General features: G+C 39.8%; 20 protein-coding genes. 14 read left to right on the plus strand and 6 right to left on the minus strand.

What is annotated here, in order from left to right; translation table 11 throughout:
- The first annotated feature begins 202 nt into the window (after positions 1-202).
- Positions 203-589 carry a sulfatase/phosphatase domain-containing protein gene (locus IQ226_RS16970; RefSeq protein WP_193897186.1) on the plus strand — a complete coding sequence of 129 codons (387 nt, stop codon included), beginning with the start codon at positions 203-205 and terminating at the stop codon, positions 587-589.
- Here the strand turns inward: IQ226_RS16970 and IQ226_RS16975 are convergent.
- Complete coding sequence (locus IQ226_RS16975; RefSeq protein WP_193897188.1) at positions 578-742, minus strand: hypothetical protein; 165 nt, start codon at positions 740-742, stop codon at positions 578-580. The genes IQ226_RS16970 and IQ226_RS16975 overlap by 12 nt on opposite strands.
- 100 nt (positions 743-842) lie before the next feature.
- Here IQ226_RS16975 and IQ226_RS16980 point away from each other — a divergent pair, with 100 nt between their 5' ends.
- The 3 genes from IQ226_RS16980 to IQ226_RS16990 all read left to right on the plus strand — a co-directional run bounded on the left by IQ226_RS16980 (position 843) and on the right by IQ226_RS16990 (position 2,256).
- Positions 843-1,415, plus strand: coding sequence for a Uma2 family endonuclease (locus tag IQ226_RS16980; protein ID WP_193897190.1), 573 nt, complete (start codon positions 843-845; stop codon positions 1,413-1,415).
- Between the two features lie 171 nt (positions 1,416-1,586).
- A complete protein-coding gene (locus IQ226_RS16985) occupies positions 1,587-1,850 on the plus strand; it encodes a ribbon-helix-helix protein, CopG family (protein ID WP_096671638.1) in 264 nt (87 codons plus the stop codon).
- The gene (locus IQ226_RS16990; RefSeq protein ID WP_027249567.1) at positions 1,837-2,256 is read left to right on the plus strand and encodes a type II toxin-antitoxin system VapC family toxin; all 420 of its coding nucleotides are present in this window, start codon (positions 1,837-1,839) and stop codon (positions 2,254-2,256) included. Before IQ226_RS16985 ends, IQ226_RS16990 begins: the two co-directional genes overlap by 14 nt.
- An 86-nt stretch (positions 2,257-2,342) precedes the next feature.
- Here the strand turns inward: IQ226_RS16990 and IQ226_RS16995 are convergent, their stop codons facing one another.
- Both IQ226_RS16995 and IQ226_RS17000 read right to left on the minus strand, forming a co-directional pair.
- The gene (locus IQ226_RS16995; protein WP_193897192.1) at positions 2,343-2,918 is read right to left on the minus strand and encodes a Uma2 family endonuclease; all 576 of its coding nucleotides are present in this window, start codon (positions 2,916-2,918) and stop codon (positions 2,343-2,345) included.
- Positions 2,919-3,361: 443 nt separating this feature from the next.
- Positions 3,362-4,297: a LysR family transcriptional regulator gene (locus tag IQ226_RS17000; protein ID WP_193897194.1), complete on the minus strand. Its 936-nt coding sequence runs from the start codon at positions 4,295-4,297 to the stop codon at positions 3,362-3,364.
- 96 nt (positions 4,298-4,393) lie between these two features.
- Between IQ226_RS17000 and IQ226_RS17005 the strand changes: the two genes are divergently transcribed.
- The gene (locus IQ226_RS17005) at positions 4,394-5,344 is read left to right on the plus strand and encodes an aspartoacylase (protein ID WP_015081443.1); all 951 of its coding nucleotides are present in this window, start codon (positions 4,394-4,396) and stop codon (positions 5,342-5,344) included.
- 257 nt (positions 5,345-5,601) lie between these two features.
- Here IQ226_RS17005 and IQ226_RS17010 read toward each other — a convergent pair whose 3' ends face one another.
- Together IQ226_RS17010 and IQ226_RS17015 are read right to left on the minus strand one after the other, a co-directional pair.
- Positions 5,602-6,018 (minus strand): putative toxin-antitoxin system toxin component, PIN family, encoded by a 417-nt coding sequence (locus IQ226_RS17010; protein ID WP_193897196.1) that lies wholly within the window; start codon positions 6,016-6,018, stop codon positions 5,602-5,604.
- Positions 6,011-6,262 carry a type II toxin-antitoxin system Phd/YefM family antitoxin gene (locus tag IQ226_RS17015; protein ID WP_015081441.1) on the minus strand — a complete coding sequence of 84 codons (252 nt, stop codon included), beginning with the start codon at positions 6,260-6,262 and terminating at the stop codon, positions 6,011-6,013. The genes IQ226_RS17010 and IQ226_RS17015 overlap by 8 nt, the downstream gene beginning before the upstream one ends.
- A gap of 153 nt (positions 6,263-6,415) precedes the next feature.
- On the opposite strand from IQ226_RS17015, the gene IQ226_RS17020 reads away from it, so the two are divergent.
- The 9 genes from IQ226_RS17020 (at position 6,416) to IQ226_RS17060 (ending at position 13,326) form a co-directional block, all read left to right on the plus strand.
- Positions 6,416-6,652 (plus strand): hypothetical protein, encoded by a 237-nt coding sequence (locus IQ226_RS17020; protein ID WP_168643822.1) that lies wholly within the window; start codon positions 6,416-6,418, stop codon positions 6,650-6,652.
- A complete protein-coding gene (locus IQ226_RS17025; RefSeq protein WP_193897198.1) occupies positions 6,652-7,077 on the plus strand; it encodes a type II toxin-antitoxin system VapC family toxin in 426 nt (141 codons plus the stop codon). Before IQ226_RS17020 ends, IQ226_RS17025 begins: the two co-directional genes overlap by 1 nt.
- Before the next feature lie 345 nt (positions 7,078-7,422).
- Entirely contained in the window at positions 7,423-8,049 is a 627-nt protein-coding gene (locus IQ226_RS17030; protein WP_193897200.1) for a Uma2 family endonuclease, read from the plus strand.
- A 349-nt stretch (positions 8,050-8,398) separates the two neighbouring features.
- The gene (locus IQ226_RS25240; protein ID WP_228039516.1) at positions 8,399-8,539 is read left to right on the plus strand and encodes a type II toxin-antitoxin system YhaV family toxin; all 141 of its coding nucleotides are present in this window, start codon (positions 8,399-8,401) and stop codon (positions 8,537-8,539) included.
- Between the two features lie 241 nt (positions 8,540-8,780).
- Complete coding sequence (locus IQ226_RS17040; RefSeq protein ID WP_193897202.1) at positions 8,781-10,538, plus strand: Hsp70 family protein; 1,758 nt, start codon at positions 8,781-8,783, stop codon at positions 10,536-10,538.
- A gap of 19 nt (positions 10,539-10,557) precedes the next feature.
- On the plus strand, positions 10,558-10,956 hold the full coding sequence (locus IQ226_RS17045) for a hypothetical protein (RefSeq protein ID WP_193897204.1): 399 nt from the start codon (positions 10,558-10,560) through the stop codon (positions 10,954-10,956).
- 222 nt (positions 10,957-11,178) lie between these two features.
- The gene (locus IQ226_RS17050) at positions 11,179-12,108 is read left to right on the plus strand and encodes a Uma2 family endonuclease (RefSeq protein WP_193897206.1); all 930 of its coding nucleotides are present in this window, start codon (positions 11,179-11,181) and stop codon (positions 12,106-12,108) included.
- Positions 12,109-12,190: 82 nt separating this feature from the next.
- Complete coding sequence (gene folK, locus IQ226_RS17055) at positions 12,191-12,679, plus strand: 2-amino-4-hydroxy-6-hydroxymethyldihydropteridine diphosphokinase (protein ID WP_193897208.1); 489 nt, start codon at positions 12,191-12,193, stop codon at positions 12,677-12,679.
- A 98-nt stretch (positions 12,680-12,777) separates the two neighbouring features.
- On the plus strand, positions 12,778-13,326 hold the full coding sequence (locus tag IQ226_RS17060) for an NUDIX hydrolase (protein ID WP_193897210.1): 549 nt from the start codon (positions 12,778-12,780) through the stop codon (positions 13,324-13,326).
- 192 nt (positions 13,327-13,518) lie between these two features.
- On the opposite strand, the gene IQ226_RS17065 is transcribed toward IQ226_RS17060, so the two are convergent.
- The gene (locus IQ226_RS17065; protein WP_193897212.1) at positions 13,519-14,298 is read right to left on the minus strand and encodes a phosphate ABC transporter ATP-binding protein; all 780 of its coding nucleotides are present in this window, start codon (positions 14,296-14,298) and stop codon (positions 13,519-13,521) included.
- Positions 14,299-14,550: the final 252 nt, after the last annotated feature.

Below are 14,550 nucleotides of genomic sequence, written 5' to 3' on the forward strand. Positions count from 1 at the left end.
TGTAATGTTCCAGATTGCATTGTGCTGTGGAAGGTTTGCTGATTTTTCTAATTGTCCGATACCTGATAAGTAGATGATACTTTTTATCAATACACTATTTTACTACTTTGTCAATGCGTAAGTCCTATACATATATCAACGCGATCTTTTGGTTCACATCACGTTAAAAATAGAATCAGAAAGAATCGGAAATAAGAAAACCATGAAACTTTATATGGCGATCGCCGCAGGTAAGGTGACTAATGAGATCGTTCATGAAGTTGATATTTTCCCAACCCTAGCATCCCTTACAGGGGCAAAAGTTCCTAGCGATCTGGCTGTGGATGGCATTAATATGGCGGACTTCTTTCTTGGTAAAAACCCTAAATCTAGGCGTGAAGGCTTTGTGGTCTTTGTTGCTGACGATTTGCGAGCCGTGAAGTGGCATGATTGGAAACTCCATTATGCTTGGCAAGAAACAAAGACTAGTGCAGTTGCTAAACTTGTTGATCTAACTCGCGATCCACATGAGGCTAGACAGGTATTTGAACCTTACAACACATGGATTCAATATCCAATGGTGCAATTGGTGTCTGAATTACAAGTCTAGTGTGCAAAAATATCCAAATGTACCAGTAGGTGCGCCCAATGAATACAAACCATCACGGATTAGTCGATAATTTCGGATTGCTGAGGCGATCGCCTGAAAATCACAACTCACAGGAATAGCGATCGCCGATAGCGTAGCCTTGTTCTTTGTCATAATGATATAAGAAGCCGAAAAATTCAAAAAAGTTTTGCTGCAAAAAATGTTTGTGTAAACCGTTAAATAGTACCAAAACTAACTAAAGAGTAATTTCCCCATGATCGCAGTTAAAGAAAACTTTACCCCAGAAGAATACTTTGCTTGGGAAGAAAAGCAACTAGAAAAACACGAACTGATTAACGGTCAAGTTTACGCCATGAGTGGCGGCAGCGTTAATCACGGTCGTCTTGCCATCAGACTTACTGCCATGTTTGATAATCATTTAGAAAATAGCGGTTGCATAGCAGGCAATTCTGACATCAAGATTAATATTGTTGAAACCAGAAACTATACCTACCCCGATGCAAGCGTTACCTGCGACGATCGCGACAAAAACACCCCAAATTATTTCACCTATCCCTGCCTCATCGTTGAAGTTCTCTCTCCTAGCACTGAAAGCTATGATCGCAGTGGCAAATTTAGACTGTACCGCAAAAATCCAGTTTTACAGGATTATTTATTAGTGAGTTCCACCAGCATCGAAATGGATTTGTATCACAAAAACGAAGCAGGTGATTGGTTAATTATTAACTATCAAGCAGGTGACACCGTAGAACTCAAAAGCATTAATTTAAACTTTCCCATTGAGCAAATCTATCGCAACCTCGATCTCACACCAGAGACCGATTAAAAACTATCGCTTCTAGCGATCGCCTACAGCAAACCTTTTGCAAGATAGACAATTGAGGCGATTCCTAGGTCGCGCTTCGCTATCGCCCTATGAGGCAACTACTTGAGAACTATTTAACTTTGAATTTTTTGAGCTATAGTATTGTCATACAGAGTTATGACAAGCAAAAATATGAGGGTTAATGCAAGGCTCGATAGCGATCGCGCTAGTAAGTTTAATTACATTCGCCAGCGGACAAATCAAGGTGTGTCTGACATTATGAAAGTGGCGATCGATCTTTATTATGAAAAATTACATCAAGAATCCCCTGTAAAACCTTTGCAACTCCTTAGAGAATCAGGGCTGATTGGTTGTGCTGAAGGGGACTCTGATTTGTCGGTTAATTACAAGCAATATCTCACTGAAAGTCTTAACGAAAAATATGGTCATCGTTGATTCTGGCTTTTGGATAGCACTAATCAATCGCCGTGATGATTATCATGTTCTCGCTCAAGAAGTTCTAGATACGATTGATGAGCCTCTGGTGACAACATGGTGTGTGATTACGGAAGCTTGTCATATTCTCTTGAAACGTACAGGCACAAATGCTCAACAGACGTTTATTCATAGCTTAGAAATTGGTGCTTTTGAGGTTTTTGATCTCAAGGTTCAAGATGGGAAAAGAATCAGTGAATTGATGAATCAATATAGTTCTCTGCCAATGGATTTAGCGGACGCTTCATTGATTATTCTTGCCGAACATTTGGGGCATGGGCGGATTCTATCTGTTGATTTTCGGGACTTTAATACTTACCGCTGGAAAAATCGTCATCCTTTTGAGAATTTGATGTCTATTAACTGAAGTAATGCTATAAATTGGCGATTCCTAGGTCGCGCTAGTTCCCTCCGGGACGCAATGCGTTCGCTATCGCTAACTAATCAATTCCCTTAGAACGCCAAAGTTCTAAACAATTCGCTGACTGCAACCTTGAAGTTTAAAATTATATCTTCTCCATCTAAAATATCATCACCTCGCAATAGGAGATCGGGCTGAGGGCTATGGTAAACCAGCACATATCTTTCATCAGGATGGATTACCCACAGCAGTCTAGTTCCACTTTCAAAATATTCTTCAATCTTGTTGTGAATTTCGTCAAAAGTGTTGCCTGGAGAGATAATCTCAACAACTAGATCGGGCGCACCATCAAAAAAGCCTTTAGGTAATCGTTTTAGCCCAATCAATCGCTCTTTACTAACAAAAGAAATATCGGGCGACCGCTTATTATCTCCCTTCATTTTAAATGCTGTACTAGAGTCGCAAGTAACGCCAAGATTATGCTGCCTTACAAATATCTCGATTAGCCCACCGAGGAATATGCCAATATTCCCATGCTCCATGCCTGAATTGCCCAAGTTTATCAACTCTCCATCTACAATTTCGTAACGATTGCCATCATCAGCTAAAGCCATAAAGTCTTCATCAGTCCAAACTTTATCCTTTATTCTTTCTAAGATAACTGTCATATTTATTCAAGTCCTTGTAATTTTTAGACAAAGCGATTCGTTTACATGACTGGCTGAGTGATTTCTTTATTTAATACTAACCCAAATATAAATCCAATTTCATCCCCACAACAAGCGATTCCTAGGTCGCGCTAGTTCGCTCCGGGACGCAATGCGTTCGCTATCGCCTAAAAATCACGACTTACAGGAATAGCGATCGCAGTAACTCGACGAATTAGCCAAAAATAGAGTTATAATTCTCCTACAAGATCGGTGATCGAACTTGAGTCGGTACGCAGTAAGCCACAATGAGGTTATCATTTCCCCTAATTGGGTTGCGTTCCTTAACCCAACCTACAAGATCGGCGATCTCACTCGCTTGGTGGCGAAATCGTCCCAGCTTAAAGAAAGCGACTTCTTGATTTGCAGTATGAATGCTTAAAGATCAATTTTTAGAGAAAAATTCAAATGCCTCTTGAATTAACGATTTCTGTCATAATAGCAAGAAAATTCTTTAGAACTGGAGATTTGTCACGTCTGCGCCATAACATCACCACATTTAATTGTTTAGATAGCTCTTTTATCTCTTGAAAAACGACACCGTCTCTTTGAATATATCGAGTGTTTTCTGGTAATAAACTGATACCAGCTTCACCTGCTACTAAACTTATAATTGTTGATGCAAAAGTAGCCGTTTGTACACATTTAGGTGTAAATCCTGATTGTTGACAAAGAATATTAATTTGCTCTGTAAGTCCAAGAGTCGTCGAAGAAGCGGGTAGAATAAAATCTTCTTCAGCAATATCTGTTAACTGAATTTCAACTACATTAGCAAGACGATGCTTTTTCGGCAAGACGAGCAACAAGGACTCTTTTAGAACAATGTTAGAACTCAAATCTTTATTCCACAGAAAATTTGAAGGAGCATAGGTAAAGCCAATATCAACCTGATAGTCTAGCAACCCCTGAGTTTGAGGATGGGCCATTTCTTCTAAAACTATTTGTAGTTTTGGATATCTTTGTTTAGAAATCTGTAAAATTTCAGGTAAAAAATTATGAGTAATCACACCAATTACTCCTAATTTCAGTTTTCCCCTTTCACCTTGAGTAACTTGCTGGATTCCATAAATTCCCTCATTAATAGATTTAATTGCAAGACGGACTGCCTCTAAAAATATTTCGCCTCTTTCTGTTAGTTGTACGTTTCTTGGCGTTACTTCAAATAAAGGTATATCATCACAACCAATTTTCTGACCCAACTCTTTTTCAATCGCTCTAACCTGTCTGCTTAATTGAGGTTGATCAATTGAAGAACCTTGACGACTAATTCGATCAGCCGCTTTTGTAAAATTAAGCTCTTCGGATAAAATTATCAGATTTTCAAGATGTTCGATTTTCATAGTATTTTTTCACATCCCACCATGTTATTTTTGCTGTTGTGATTAACAATAGCTTACCTTACATTGATGTTAGTTAACGTTCTAAAGGTAAGCGCAATGACTCAAACTCCTGAAAAAATCAAACAACCAGCCATATTCGGTGGTATTCATGGAAATGAACTAACGGGTCTTTATCTGATTAAAAAATTTCTGAAACAGCCACATTTACTCGAACGCAATACTTTTACGGCTTCCCCCATTCTCGGTAATCTCAAGGCGATAGAAGCCTGCACTCGATTCATTGACAAAGATTTAAATCGGTGCTTTGACATTGAGAGCTTAGAGACTGTTTCTGATGAAACTATTATCTATGAAAAGCAACGGGCAAAAGAAATAAAGGAGATAATCACATCAAATAACGTTGATTGTATTTTCGATCTTCACTCGACGACGGCGGACGTAGGTTTATCTATTATTTTAGTCAACGACCATCCCTTTAACCTCAGTTTAGCGTCTTATCTAAGCCAAATTAACCCTGAAGTCCGTATTTGTAGCTTCTTTGAAAAGGATCAGCCTACTTCGTTCTTAAATTCTCTTTCTCCCTTGGGTTTTGCGATCGAGGTGGGGCCAATTGCCCAAGGTGTTTTGGATTTTTCATTGTTTCAAAAGACTGAAAATCTAATTAATGAAATTTTGAATTATCTTGATCGCTGGAATTCAGGAATAACGACGAGTCAATCAGAGTTTGTAACCGTTTATCAAAAGCTGATGACAGTCAATTTTCCTCTTAATTCTTTTAATGAATTGAATGCCTTTATCCACCCCGAAATTCAGAATTTTGTGGCAATTAACCCAGGAGGTCCTCTATTTATTAGCTTTGATGGAGAGGTAATTAATTACACGGAAACGCAAGAATTGTATCCTTATTTGGTAAATGAAGCGGCGTACTATGCTTATAACTTAGCCTTCCACTTAATGAAAAAAACCGAAGTGCGATCACCGATCCTGTTGGTTGGGTTAAGGAACACAATGATGGGAAACGATAACCTGCATTGTGGGTTAATGTGATCACTTTCTCTGATGAAGTGCGATCGCCACTTTCCCTTTCACTTCACCAAAAGTGATCGCCTAAAAATCCCGACTCACAGCAATAGCGATCTCTTTTATGAAGATAGATGTTGATGCGATCGCCTAAAAATTATGACTCACAGGAATAGCGATCGCAACTGTCAGTAATTATTATGCGTTACGCTACGCTAACACATCCTGCTGTTGCTGATTTACATATTCTATCCGTCTAAAAGTTAAAATTTTAAAGGTACTTTTCAGTAAACATCATCCCTAACAAAATCCGACGGACTTAAAATTGGTAATATTCCCCGATAAGGATGAAGAATCAACAAATCTTGATCACCTGTAATTAAGACATTTGCCGAACCATTAATTGCTACATCTAAATATTTGTTATCCTTTGGATCTCGACAATCATTAATTAACTCAAGAATCGAGACTAACTCGGCGGCTGTCCTAAATTCCGCTAAAAATTTTTGACGACGTGCTACAGAAATATAACGATCAAACTTAGAACGAAATCTCACACTTTCACACTCGGCAAAAGTTTCAACTGAAATCAATAAAATGCCAGTTTCAAGAGCTTTTTGGTAAGCTAGATTAGCAGTAGAACCAGGAGATAAAACAGCACTAACTAAAACATTAGTATCTAAAACATAGCGATTAAGCATCACTGTTAAGTATCTCGTTTAACAGTTCTAAGGTTAGTCCATTTGCCTGAGCTTCCGCCCCTAAATCCGCCGATATATTTTTTAAACGCAGATTTTTAATCTTTACCAAATCCTCATAATCATTCATCGAAATAATAGCCACATAATTGCGATCATGTTCCTTAACAAGAATGGGTTCTTGTTGGGCGCTATCCATAATGTAAGCAAAATCTTCCTTTACTTCTGAAACTGAAACTTGTCTCATTACATTTTGTTTGAGAAATAACTCTGGTTATTGTAACATACCCTGTAGGGCGATCTCGAAGCGCTGCTGCAAGCAGTTCGCCTTTTATTATGGAGAAGTTGATGTTATATTTGTCGTAATTATAAGGTCGTGTATTTTGTAGGAATAACTAGTATGTCTGCCTTATCTAAACAAATTTTACAAACGGTAGAGGTATTGCCAACGGAAGATCAATATCAGGTATTAACCTTTGTAGAATCTCTTTGGAAAAAACGTCAGGAAGCAATCACTACGTCTCTAGAAACAAATTCCCTCTCGTTTTTTGAGGTAGCTCAAGCTTCGATTGGGGCAGGGGAGGGACCAGGCGATCTTTCAACAAATCCTGATTATATGCAGGGCTATGGCCAGTGATGCACTATCAGGTAATTGTTGACACAGGGATTTTACTGACTTTAATTGACCGCAATGATGTCCACCATACTTGGGTAACAGAACAATTAAAGGAAATTGCTCCCCCATTACTAACTTGTGAAGCGGTGATTTCAGAAAGTTGGTTTTTATTACAACGAGTAAAAAGGGGGCGAGAAATTTTGCCGCAATTGTTAGCTCAGAAACAGATCATTATTCAGTTTGATTTGGATGCGGAGTTGGTGACAGTAATGACATTATTAAGTCGCTATCAATCAGTACCAGTTTCTTTAGCAGATGCGGAATTAGTCCGAATGTCGGAACTATACCCTAGTAGTCTGGTTTTTACTCTCGATAGCGATTTTCTCGTTTACAGAAAGAACCGCGATCGCCCAATTCCTTTGCTTATGCCTCTATTAGATACTTAAATATGATTCCAGATATTGTAAAGTGCGTTACTTAACTTGCTTTTTTGCTTTTAATTATGATTAATTTGTAATTATTATGCGCTAGGCTAACACATCCTACTGTTGCTATTTTAAAAAAAATTTAGGGCGATCGCTTGCCCATCCAATTATTTTAAGGTCAGAATGGAAAATGTAGAATTTAGATATGACATTGAACGGACAGAAGAAGACAAAATATCTGTACCGTTTGAATCCGTTGAAATATTCATGCCACTAGCGAAAGCAGTGTGAGAATTTGAAAAACCGGTGAAGGATGGATTTAGCGAAAATGCTAGAGTGATGATATTGATGGGGCTAAGTTGACCTATGACCATTGCAACCGAAATACCAATACAACAGCAGTTACTCAGTTTTGGCGATTTTCTCGTCCGTTATGGTGACAGTAACCGCTACGAATTGATTGATGGAGAGGTGTTTGATTTGGAACCAACAGGCTACCATGAAGAAGTTTCAGCTTTTACCACCACAAAAATCTGCGCCCAAATTGATGCCTTATGTTTGAATTGGTTTGTCCTTCAGCGAGGATTACTACGTCCTTCTAACTTGGGTATGACAGCATTTCGACCCGATGTTATGGTTATTGATCGCAATGAACTTGCCAAAGAACTACTTTGGCATGACCAATCAATCATCACCCTGGGCAGTTCGATTAAATTTGTGATGGAAGTAGTTAGTAGCAACTGGCAAAACGACTATGCGCGTAAAGTCGAAGACTACGCAATTTTAGGTATTCCTGAATATTGGATTGCAGATTATGCGGGTTTAGGTGGGACTCGACATATTGGGAAACCGAAACAACCTACCCTTTCCATTTGTACGTTAGTCCAAGGAGAGTATGAAATTCAGCAGATTCGAGGAAATCAACCCATTACTTCGCTGACATTCCCAAATTTCAAACTGACAGCCGAACAAGTTTTAAAAGCTGGCAGATAAAGTGCTTTAAACCATGTTTACTTCGGATAAAATATTTACGGGGATTGCTAAGGCGATTTACTCCGCAACGCAAGCGATCGCTGTATAACAAAGCATTACCTGAGTTTGGTGTTAGGAGTTTCTGCTTCGGAGACGCTACGCGAACGGAGTTTCTGCTTCGGAGACGCTACGCGAACAGAGTTATGATTTTTTCAACGAGATCATCAGGGTTTGAGACTCATATTTGGGGCAGTTTTCCAAAAATTATCTTATGTCGAACTCAGGTAGTACCGACTGTTTTTTCGATATCATCAAGAGAGTAAAATAATTGTTTTCGCATGGGTTAACGATGAGAACTCCAAGCGATCCTATGAAAGTAACACTTCTGGCTTATCGAGTTTTTCAGAAAATGCTGGAAAGTGGTCATCCTCCAGACAATTGGCATGACTTACTCAAAGATGCAAAAGGTGAAACTAATCGTTTAGAGAAAGCCGTCAAAGCGGAAACTTAACTTTTGGCAGGCTGTCCCTAGGTACGCGATTCCGACGGAGTGCTTTGCGATCGCATTACAGCTTACCAACCAAGAATTATGAATTATTTGGTCAATATCTTGTAATATTATCCTTAATGGTGAAGCCGTCATGCTACCAAAATAAGGTATTTTGTAATTGCATACAGTGTGAGCTTTTGCGATAGCAACGCTAAGTCAGCAGGCATCGCTCCAGGGGCAAAAAACTTTTAAATTTAGAATTATGAAAGCAGTCGGTATTGATTTAGGGACAACAAATTCCGAAGTAGCAATTGTCGAAAACGGACAGGTGCGGGTATTGCCAGGAGAAGATGGCGATCTAATTTTACCCTCCTGTGTAGGATTTAGCGATACGGGTAAAGTGCTGGTGGGACGAGAAGCACTGCGTCAATATGCCGCGGCTCCCGAACGCACTGTGAAGTCAATTAAGCGCTGGATGGGAACTGACCACAAAACCACCTTAGGGGATAAAGAATACTTACCTCATGAAGTTTCCGCGATTATTCTCCGCGCTCTCAAACAACGGGCTGAAAATGCTTTAGGAGAAACAATTACCCAAGCAGTAATTACAGTTCCCGCTTACTTTACAGATGCTCAACGCCAAGCAACCAAAACCGCTGGAGAGATTGCTGGTTTAGAGGTACTGCAAATTATCAACGAACCAACAGCAGCAGCTTTAGCTTATGATTTGCGTTCCGAAGAGACAGAACGGGTTTTGGTTTATGACTTAGGAGGTGGTACTTTTGATGTGTCGGTAGTGGAAATTACAGGCGAAGTCACAGAAGTATTAGCAACTCATGGTAATAACCGCTTGGGTGGAGACGATTTTGATAGGTTGTTGCAACTTTATTTAGTGGATCTATTTCGTAAACAGCATGGTGTGGATGTACCAGATGATGCTGTCACCCAAGCCCGTCTTTTACGAGCAGCCGAGCAGTTAAAAATTGATTTGAGTTCCCATGCTTTTGCCACAATTCGTGAAGCCTTTTTAGGTACTAAAGGCAAAACCGCACTCCATCTAGAGACAGAAGTACCGCGAGCAGATTTGGAAAAGTTGATTCGCCCTCTATTAACAGAAACCTTAGAGGCCATTGACCGCGCTCTCAGCGATGCAGACCTATTACCCGGTGATATTGACCGAATTATCTTAGTTGGTGGTTCGACACGCATTCCTCTGGTTCAAGAAATGATTTCCGAACATCTGGGACAGACTCCCAGTGATGGTATTCAACCAGACCTTTGTGTGGCCTTGGGAGCAGCTTTACAAGCTGGGGTGTTGGTAGGTGAATCTGTAGATGCCATTCTTGTAGATGTAATTCCCCATTCCTTGGGTATTGCTGCGGCTGTGTCTACTCCAATGGGAATTATGCCCGGTTATTTCAGTGTGATTATTCCCCGCAATAGCGTTGTTCCCGTTTCTCGCTCTCAGGTTTATTACACCGTGTCTGATGAACAAGAAGCGGTAGAAATTGAAGTTTTTCAGGGAGAAAATGCGATCGCTGAAGAAAATGTGCCTTTAGGTGATTTTAGAGTCGAGAACTTACCACCCAAACCAGCAGGGGGTATTCAAGTTGAGGTTCACTTTGACTTTGACGTGAATGGCATTCTCACTGTCACTACTACTGAAAAAGGCAAAGGGCAACAGGGAACGCTAGTAGTCAATAATGCAGGGATTGAGAAGCTTTCTAGCCATGAATTGAAGCAAGCAAGGGCAGATTTAGATGCCTTGTTTGAAGTTGATGAAACTATCGAAATCTCCACAGAAGAAACAATCTCAGTAGTAGAAATAGCTCCAGAATTAGCAGCACTTTTAGACCACGCTCAACAAACACTGCCCACACTAGATTCTGAACAAGCAGAGGAATTACAAGACTTATTAGCCCAGATTGAAAATGCCAGTGCTAACAAGAGTCCAGAATTATCCCAGTTACAAGAAGAACTCTCAGATTTTCTTTACTACGCTAGTACGAATGATGAATAGGAAATAGAGAGTAGTAATTATGAAATGTCCTGTTTGTGGAGCAATTTATCGTCCGACAAGGGCAGTAGGGACGCAAGGGGGAGAAACTGACAGCCAGACTTCTCCATTGCCTCCCCACTCTCCAACTTGTAGACGCTGCAAAGCCGATTTATCCGACTTGATCACTTTGCATGATCAAGCTATTTGGTATCACAGACAAGCCCTGGATTTGTTGTCAAAAGAACGTTATTCAGAAGCAGCAATGCACAACAATCAAGCTTTAGCTTTGTATTATAGTCATGCAGACTTTCATGCCTTAGCGGGGAAATTATCGGCATTGCAGGGAGAATGGAGAGAAGCGATCGCATCTTGGCAACAAGCACTCAAATTTGACCCAAAAAAATGCGATAGCGAAGCGCGACCTAGGAATCCCTTGTGATTGTCTATGATCAAGCTAAATTTAATTATCTGATTCAAACACTTCAACTTTTTAGTGTCTACTGTTAAAATTAAACCAATATGATTAGGTCAACAGAAAAAATTAAGGGTATGTGAAGAAAGGTAAAATCGCTCAAAACTTCTTCACTCTTGCATGAGTGCCTATTGCCTCTTGCCATAACGACAATTTTTAACGCCAACCTACTTACATCCTGGAGTTACTATGGAAACCACTCAAGCAGTGATTAATCCCACTACTCCCCCAAGTCAAGACATTCACACCAATAAATTCACATTACCAGATCATACGCAACTACCAGATTCAGACGGAACTTTCGTGAAAAATTTCCAGGAGCATCCACAAAGTATAGTTTTAACCAGTTCCATTGAGCCAGTATTACAGAAACTACATCCAGATGGAAACTACTGTATTGGTCAAGATAGCGGTATTTATTGGCGTTTAACTGAACCACCTGAAAAAGGTGCAGAAGCTCCTGATTGGTTTTATGTGCCTAATGTACCACCATTTCTCAATGGAGAATATCGTCGTTCCTATGTATTATGGAAAGAGTTTGTCGCACCATTAATTGCCATTGAGTTTGTTTCGGGAAATGGTTCAGAAGAAAGAGACGCAACTCCTCCGAGTGAAACAGAAAAAGCTGGTAAATTCTGGGTTTATGAACAAGCAATTCATATTCCTTTTTATGCAATTTTTGAAGCGAGAAAAGCATTACTGGAAGTTTATCGCTTAGTTGATGGGCGTTATGAAAAGATGCAACCAAACGAGCGTAATCATTTTCCAATTTATCCTATGGGTGTGGAATTAGGTTTAATAGAAAATGATGGTTTACCGTGGGTTCGTTGGTGGGATGATGTGGGAAATTTGCTATTAACTGGTGATGAAAGGGCTATTGTTGAAAGACAAGCTCGTTTACAAGCAGAAGACGCAAGACAACAAGCAACTTTAGCCCAACAACAAGCAGAGGAAATTGCCCAACAAGCAACTTTAGCCCAACAACAAGCAGAGGAAATGGCCCAACAAGCAACTTTAGCCCAACAACAAGCAGAGGAAATGGCTGAACAAGAACGACAACAAAAGGAGAAATTAGCAACTTACTTAAGATCATTAGGTATCAATCCTGATGATATTTGAACTGTAGGTGTGTGATTTCTGCACTTATTGTGGACATCACATCCCACATTCAAAAAACCCAGGTGTGTAGGAGTCTTAAAGAATGGTACAAACTGCGGCTAGAACGGCGATCGCCCTTGGTAGTAACATAGGTAACTCCCTAGCCATTTTTACAGCAGCTTTAGAAACCTTAGCCCAAACATCAGGCATAACCATACAAGCCCAATCTCGTTGGTATCGTACCAAAGCCATAGGCCCAACTCAACCAGACTACTTAAATGGTTGCGCGATATTATCAGTGCAGATTTCACCACAAGCCTTATTAGCCCAATTACTCACCATTGAACAAAAATTTGGGCGTGTACGTCAGCAACACTGGGGGCCACGTACTTTAGATTTAGACTTGTTATTATATGATGACTTAATTTTACAGCAGCCAAATCTACAAATTCCCCATCCTCGCATGGCTGAACGAGCCTTTGTTTTAGTCCCTCTAGCAGAAATTGCTCCAGATTGGATAGACCCTATATCTCAACGAGTAATTCAAGATTTACTACTAGAGATCAACACAAATGATGTACATTTATTGTAGTGGGTGGAAAAATTACCATTTTTACAATCCAAAAAGAACTGATAACAACAGAAAACCCCCGTATAAGTTCTCTGTATTCACAGACGGTAGAATTTACTATGCCATTAGGTAGAGAATTACCACAGTTGCTCAAGCAACGCTTGTTTTATAAAGGACGCAAGTTCAACTTTGAAGTTAACCGCTTGCGTTTACCCAACAAAGCCGAAGGGGAATGGGAATGTATTCGTCATCCCGGTGGCGCTCTGGTTATACCCATAACCGCAGACGGCAAACTTGTACTTGTGCGTCAATATCGGTTTGCAGTGCAGGGAAGATTATTGGAATTTCCGGCGGGAACTTTAGAACCCAATGAAGATCCTTTAGAAACAGTCAAACGGGAAATTGCAGAAGAAACTGGCTATCATGGTCGCCGGTGGGATAAATTAGGAGAATTTTTCCTTGCTCCCGGTTATTCTGATGAAATTATCTATGCTTTTATTGCCAGAGATTTAGAAAAGCTAGAAACACCACCAGCACAAGACGAAGATGAAGATATCGAAATAGTATTACTAACTCCTGAAGAATTGGAAAAAGCCATTTTGGTAGGAGAACCTGTAGATGCTAAATCCATTGCTAGTTTTTTCCTGCTGCGTTCATTTTTAAAATAGGTCATTGGTCATTGGTCATTGGTCATTGGTCATTGGTAAATAATTGACTGACTCCTGACTCCTGACTCCTGACTCCTTGATTCCTGCTATAACTAGTACAAAACGGCGTAAATAAACCAACCATTCTAAGTCCTCCAAAACCCTATAATGTCTTCATTTTGACTTTTGACTTTTGACTTCCGCCTTGCGGTACTAGCGGGAATAACTGGTTGCATAATCGCGGGTACGATAATCTGTAGCTTGAGCTAAGACTTTTTTCGTTGATGCAAACTCTCGTAATTGTCCCACATGATTTTTACTGTATTGAAATAAAGCCGTGAAATCAGCCAAACGAGAGACTTGTTGGATGTTTTGAGAGATAAAGATAATTGTCAATTCAGAACGCAAACACTCAATGAGTTCTTCAATTTTTGTGGTACTGATGGGATCAAGTCCACAACAAAGCTCATCCATGAGAATAACTTGGGGTTTTACAGCTAAAGCGCGAGCAATACACAGTCGTTGCTGTTGACCACAAGATAGTTCTAAAGCCGGCTTATAGAGCTTGTTTTTGACCTCTTCCCAAATATCCGCAGATTTAAGAGCTAACTCCACAACTTCATCTAATTCTGGTTTTGGTCGCCAACCAACTAATTTAATCCCGTAAGCAACGTTATCATAGATACTCATGGGAAAAAGATTAGGTTGGGAATAAATTGTACTAATTTGACGACGGAGACGATTGAGATTAATCCGTCTCTCATAAATATTTTGCCCAAAAAACTCTACTTTCCCTTCTGTGTGGACTTCTCCCTCCAAATCGCTCATGCGGTTGAGAGACTTTAAAAAAGTAGACTTCCCACAGCCACTAGGTCCCATAATAGCAATAATCTTATTTTGGGGAATATCCATTGACAGACTTTCCAGGATTTTTTGCTTGCTGTAGTAAAAACTAAAGTTTTTCACACTAATTGCCGGAATTATTTTACTCATATTAATCAAGAAAGGAGTCAGTAGTCAGGAGGAATAAGGCAGAATAACAGGAAGAAGAAGAAATAAATAAAAAGTCAGTGAATCAGAATACTTGAAAAGCTTGATATTAGGACTTACGCACTATACAAATTAACCATGATGTGAATGAACGAAAATCCGTCGTTTCAGGCTTTAGGCGATTAACTTCTGTTCAATAGCGAACTGCTTGCAGCAGCGCTTCGCTATCGCTCAAAAATAATCAAAAAATCACGT

Source organism: Dolichospermum sp. LEGE 00240 (assembly GCF_015207875.1).
Taxonomy (GTDB): domain Bacteria; phylum Cyanobacteriota; class Cyanobacteriia; order Cyanobacteriales; family Nostocaceae; genus Dolichospermum; species Dolichospermum gracile.

Bases quoted from the DNA above. Each gene is read 5' to 3' on its own strand.
- IQ226_RS16970 (WP_193897186.1), top strand. From the start codon at position 203: ATGAAACTTTATATGGCGATCGCCGCAGGTAAGGTGACTAATGAGATC.
- IQ226_RS16975 (WP_193897188.1), bottom strand. From the start codon at position 742: ATGACAAAGAACAAGGCTACGCTATCGGCGATCGCTATTCCTGTGAGT.
- IQ226_RS16980 (WP_193897190.1), top strand. From the start codon at position 843: ATGATCGCAGTTAAAGAAAACTTTACCCCAGAAGAATACTTTGCTTGG.
- IQ226_RS16985 (WP_096671638.1), top strand. From the start codon at position 1,587: ATGAGGGTTAATGCAAGGCTCGATAGCGATCGCGCTAGTAAGTTTAAT.
- IQ226_RS16990 (WP_027249567.1), top strand. From the start codon at position 1,837: ATGGTCATCGTTGATTCTGGCTTTTGGATAGCACTAATCAATCGCCGT.
- IQ226_RS16995 (WP_193897192.1), bottom strand. From the start codon at position 2,918: ATGACAGTTATCTTAGAAAGAATAAAGGATAAAGTTTGGACTGATGAA.
- IQ226_RS17000 (WP_193897194.1), bottom strand. From the start codon at position 4,297: ATGAAAATCGAACATCTTGAAAATCTGATAATTTTATCCGAAGAGCTT.
- IQ226_RS17005 (WP_015081443.1), top strand. From the start codon at position 4,394: ATGACTCAAACTCCTGAAAAAATCAAACAACCAGCCATATTCGGTGGT.
- IQ226_RS17010 (WP_193897196.1), bottom strand. From the start codon at position 6,018: ATGCTTAATCGCTATGTTTTAGATACTAATGTTTTAGTTAGTGCTGTT.
- IQ226_RS17015 (WP_015081441.1), bottom strand. From the start codon at position 6,262: ATGAGACAAGTTTCAGTTTCAGAAGTAAAGGAAGATTTTGCTTACATT.
- IQ226_RS17020 (WP_168643822.1), top strand. From the start codon at position 6,416: ATGTCTGCCTTATCTAAACAAATTTTACAAACGGTAGAGGTATTGCCA.
- IQ226_RS17025 (WP_193897198.1), top strand. From the start codon at position 6,652: ATGCACTATCAGGTAATTGTTGACACAGGGATTTTACTGACTTTAATT.
- IQ226_RS17030 (WP_193897200.1), top strand. From the start codon at position 7,423: ATGACCATTGCAACCGAAATACCAATACAACAGCAGTTACTCAGTTTT.
- IQ226_RS25240 (WP_228039516.1), top strand. From the start codon at position 8,399: ATGAAAGTAACACTTCTGGCTTATCGAGTTTTTCAGAAAATGCTGGAA.
- IQ226_RS17040 (WP_193897202.1), top strand. From the start codon at position 8,781: ATGAAAGCAGTCGGTATTGATTTAGGGACAACAAATTCCGAAGTAGCA.
- IQ226_RS17045 (WP_193897204.1), top strand. From the start codon at position 10,558: ATGAAATGTCCTGTTTGTGGAGCAATTTATCGTCCGACAAGGGCAGTA.
- IQ226_RS17050 (WP_193897206.1), top strand. From the start codon at position 11,179: ATGGAAACCACTCAAGCAGTGATTAATCCCACTACTCCCCCAAGTCAA.
- folK (WP_193897208.1), top strand. From the start codon at position 12,191: ATGGTACAAACTGCGGCTAGAACGGCGATCGCCCTTGGTAGTAACATA.
- IQ226_RS17060 (WP_193897210.1), top strand. From the start codon at position 12,778: ATGCCATTAGGTAGAGAATTACCACAGTTGCTCAAGCAACGCTTGTTT.
- IQ226_RS17065 (WP_193897212.1), bottom strand. From the start codon at position 14,298: ATGAGTAAAATAATTCCGGCAATTAGTGTGAAAAACTTTAGTTTTTAC.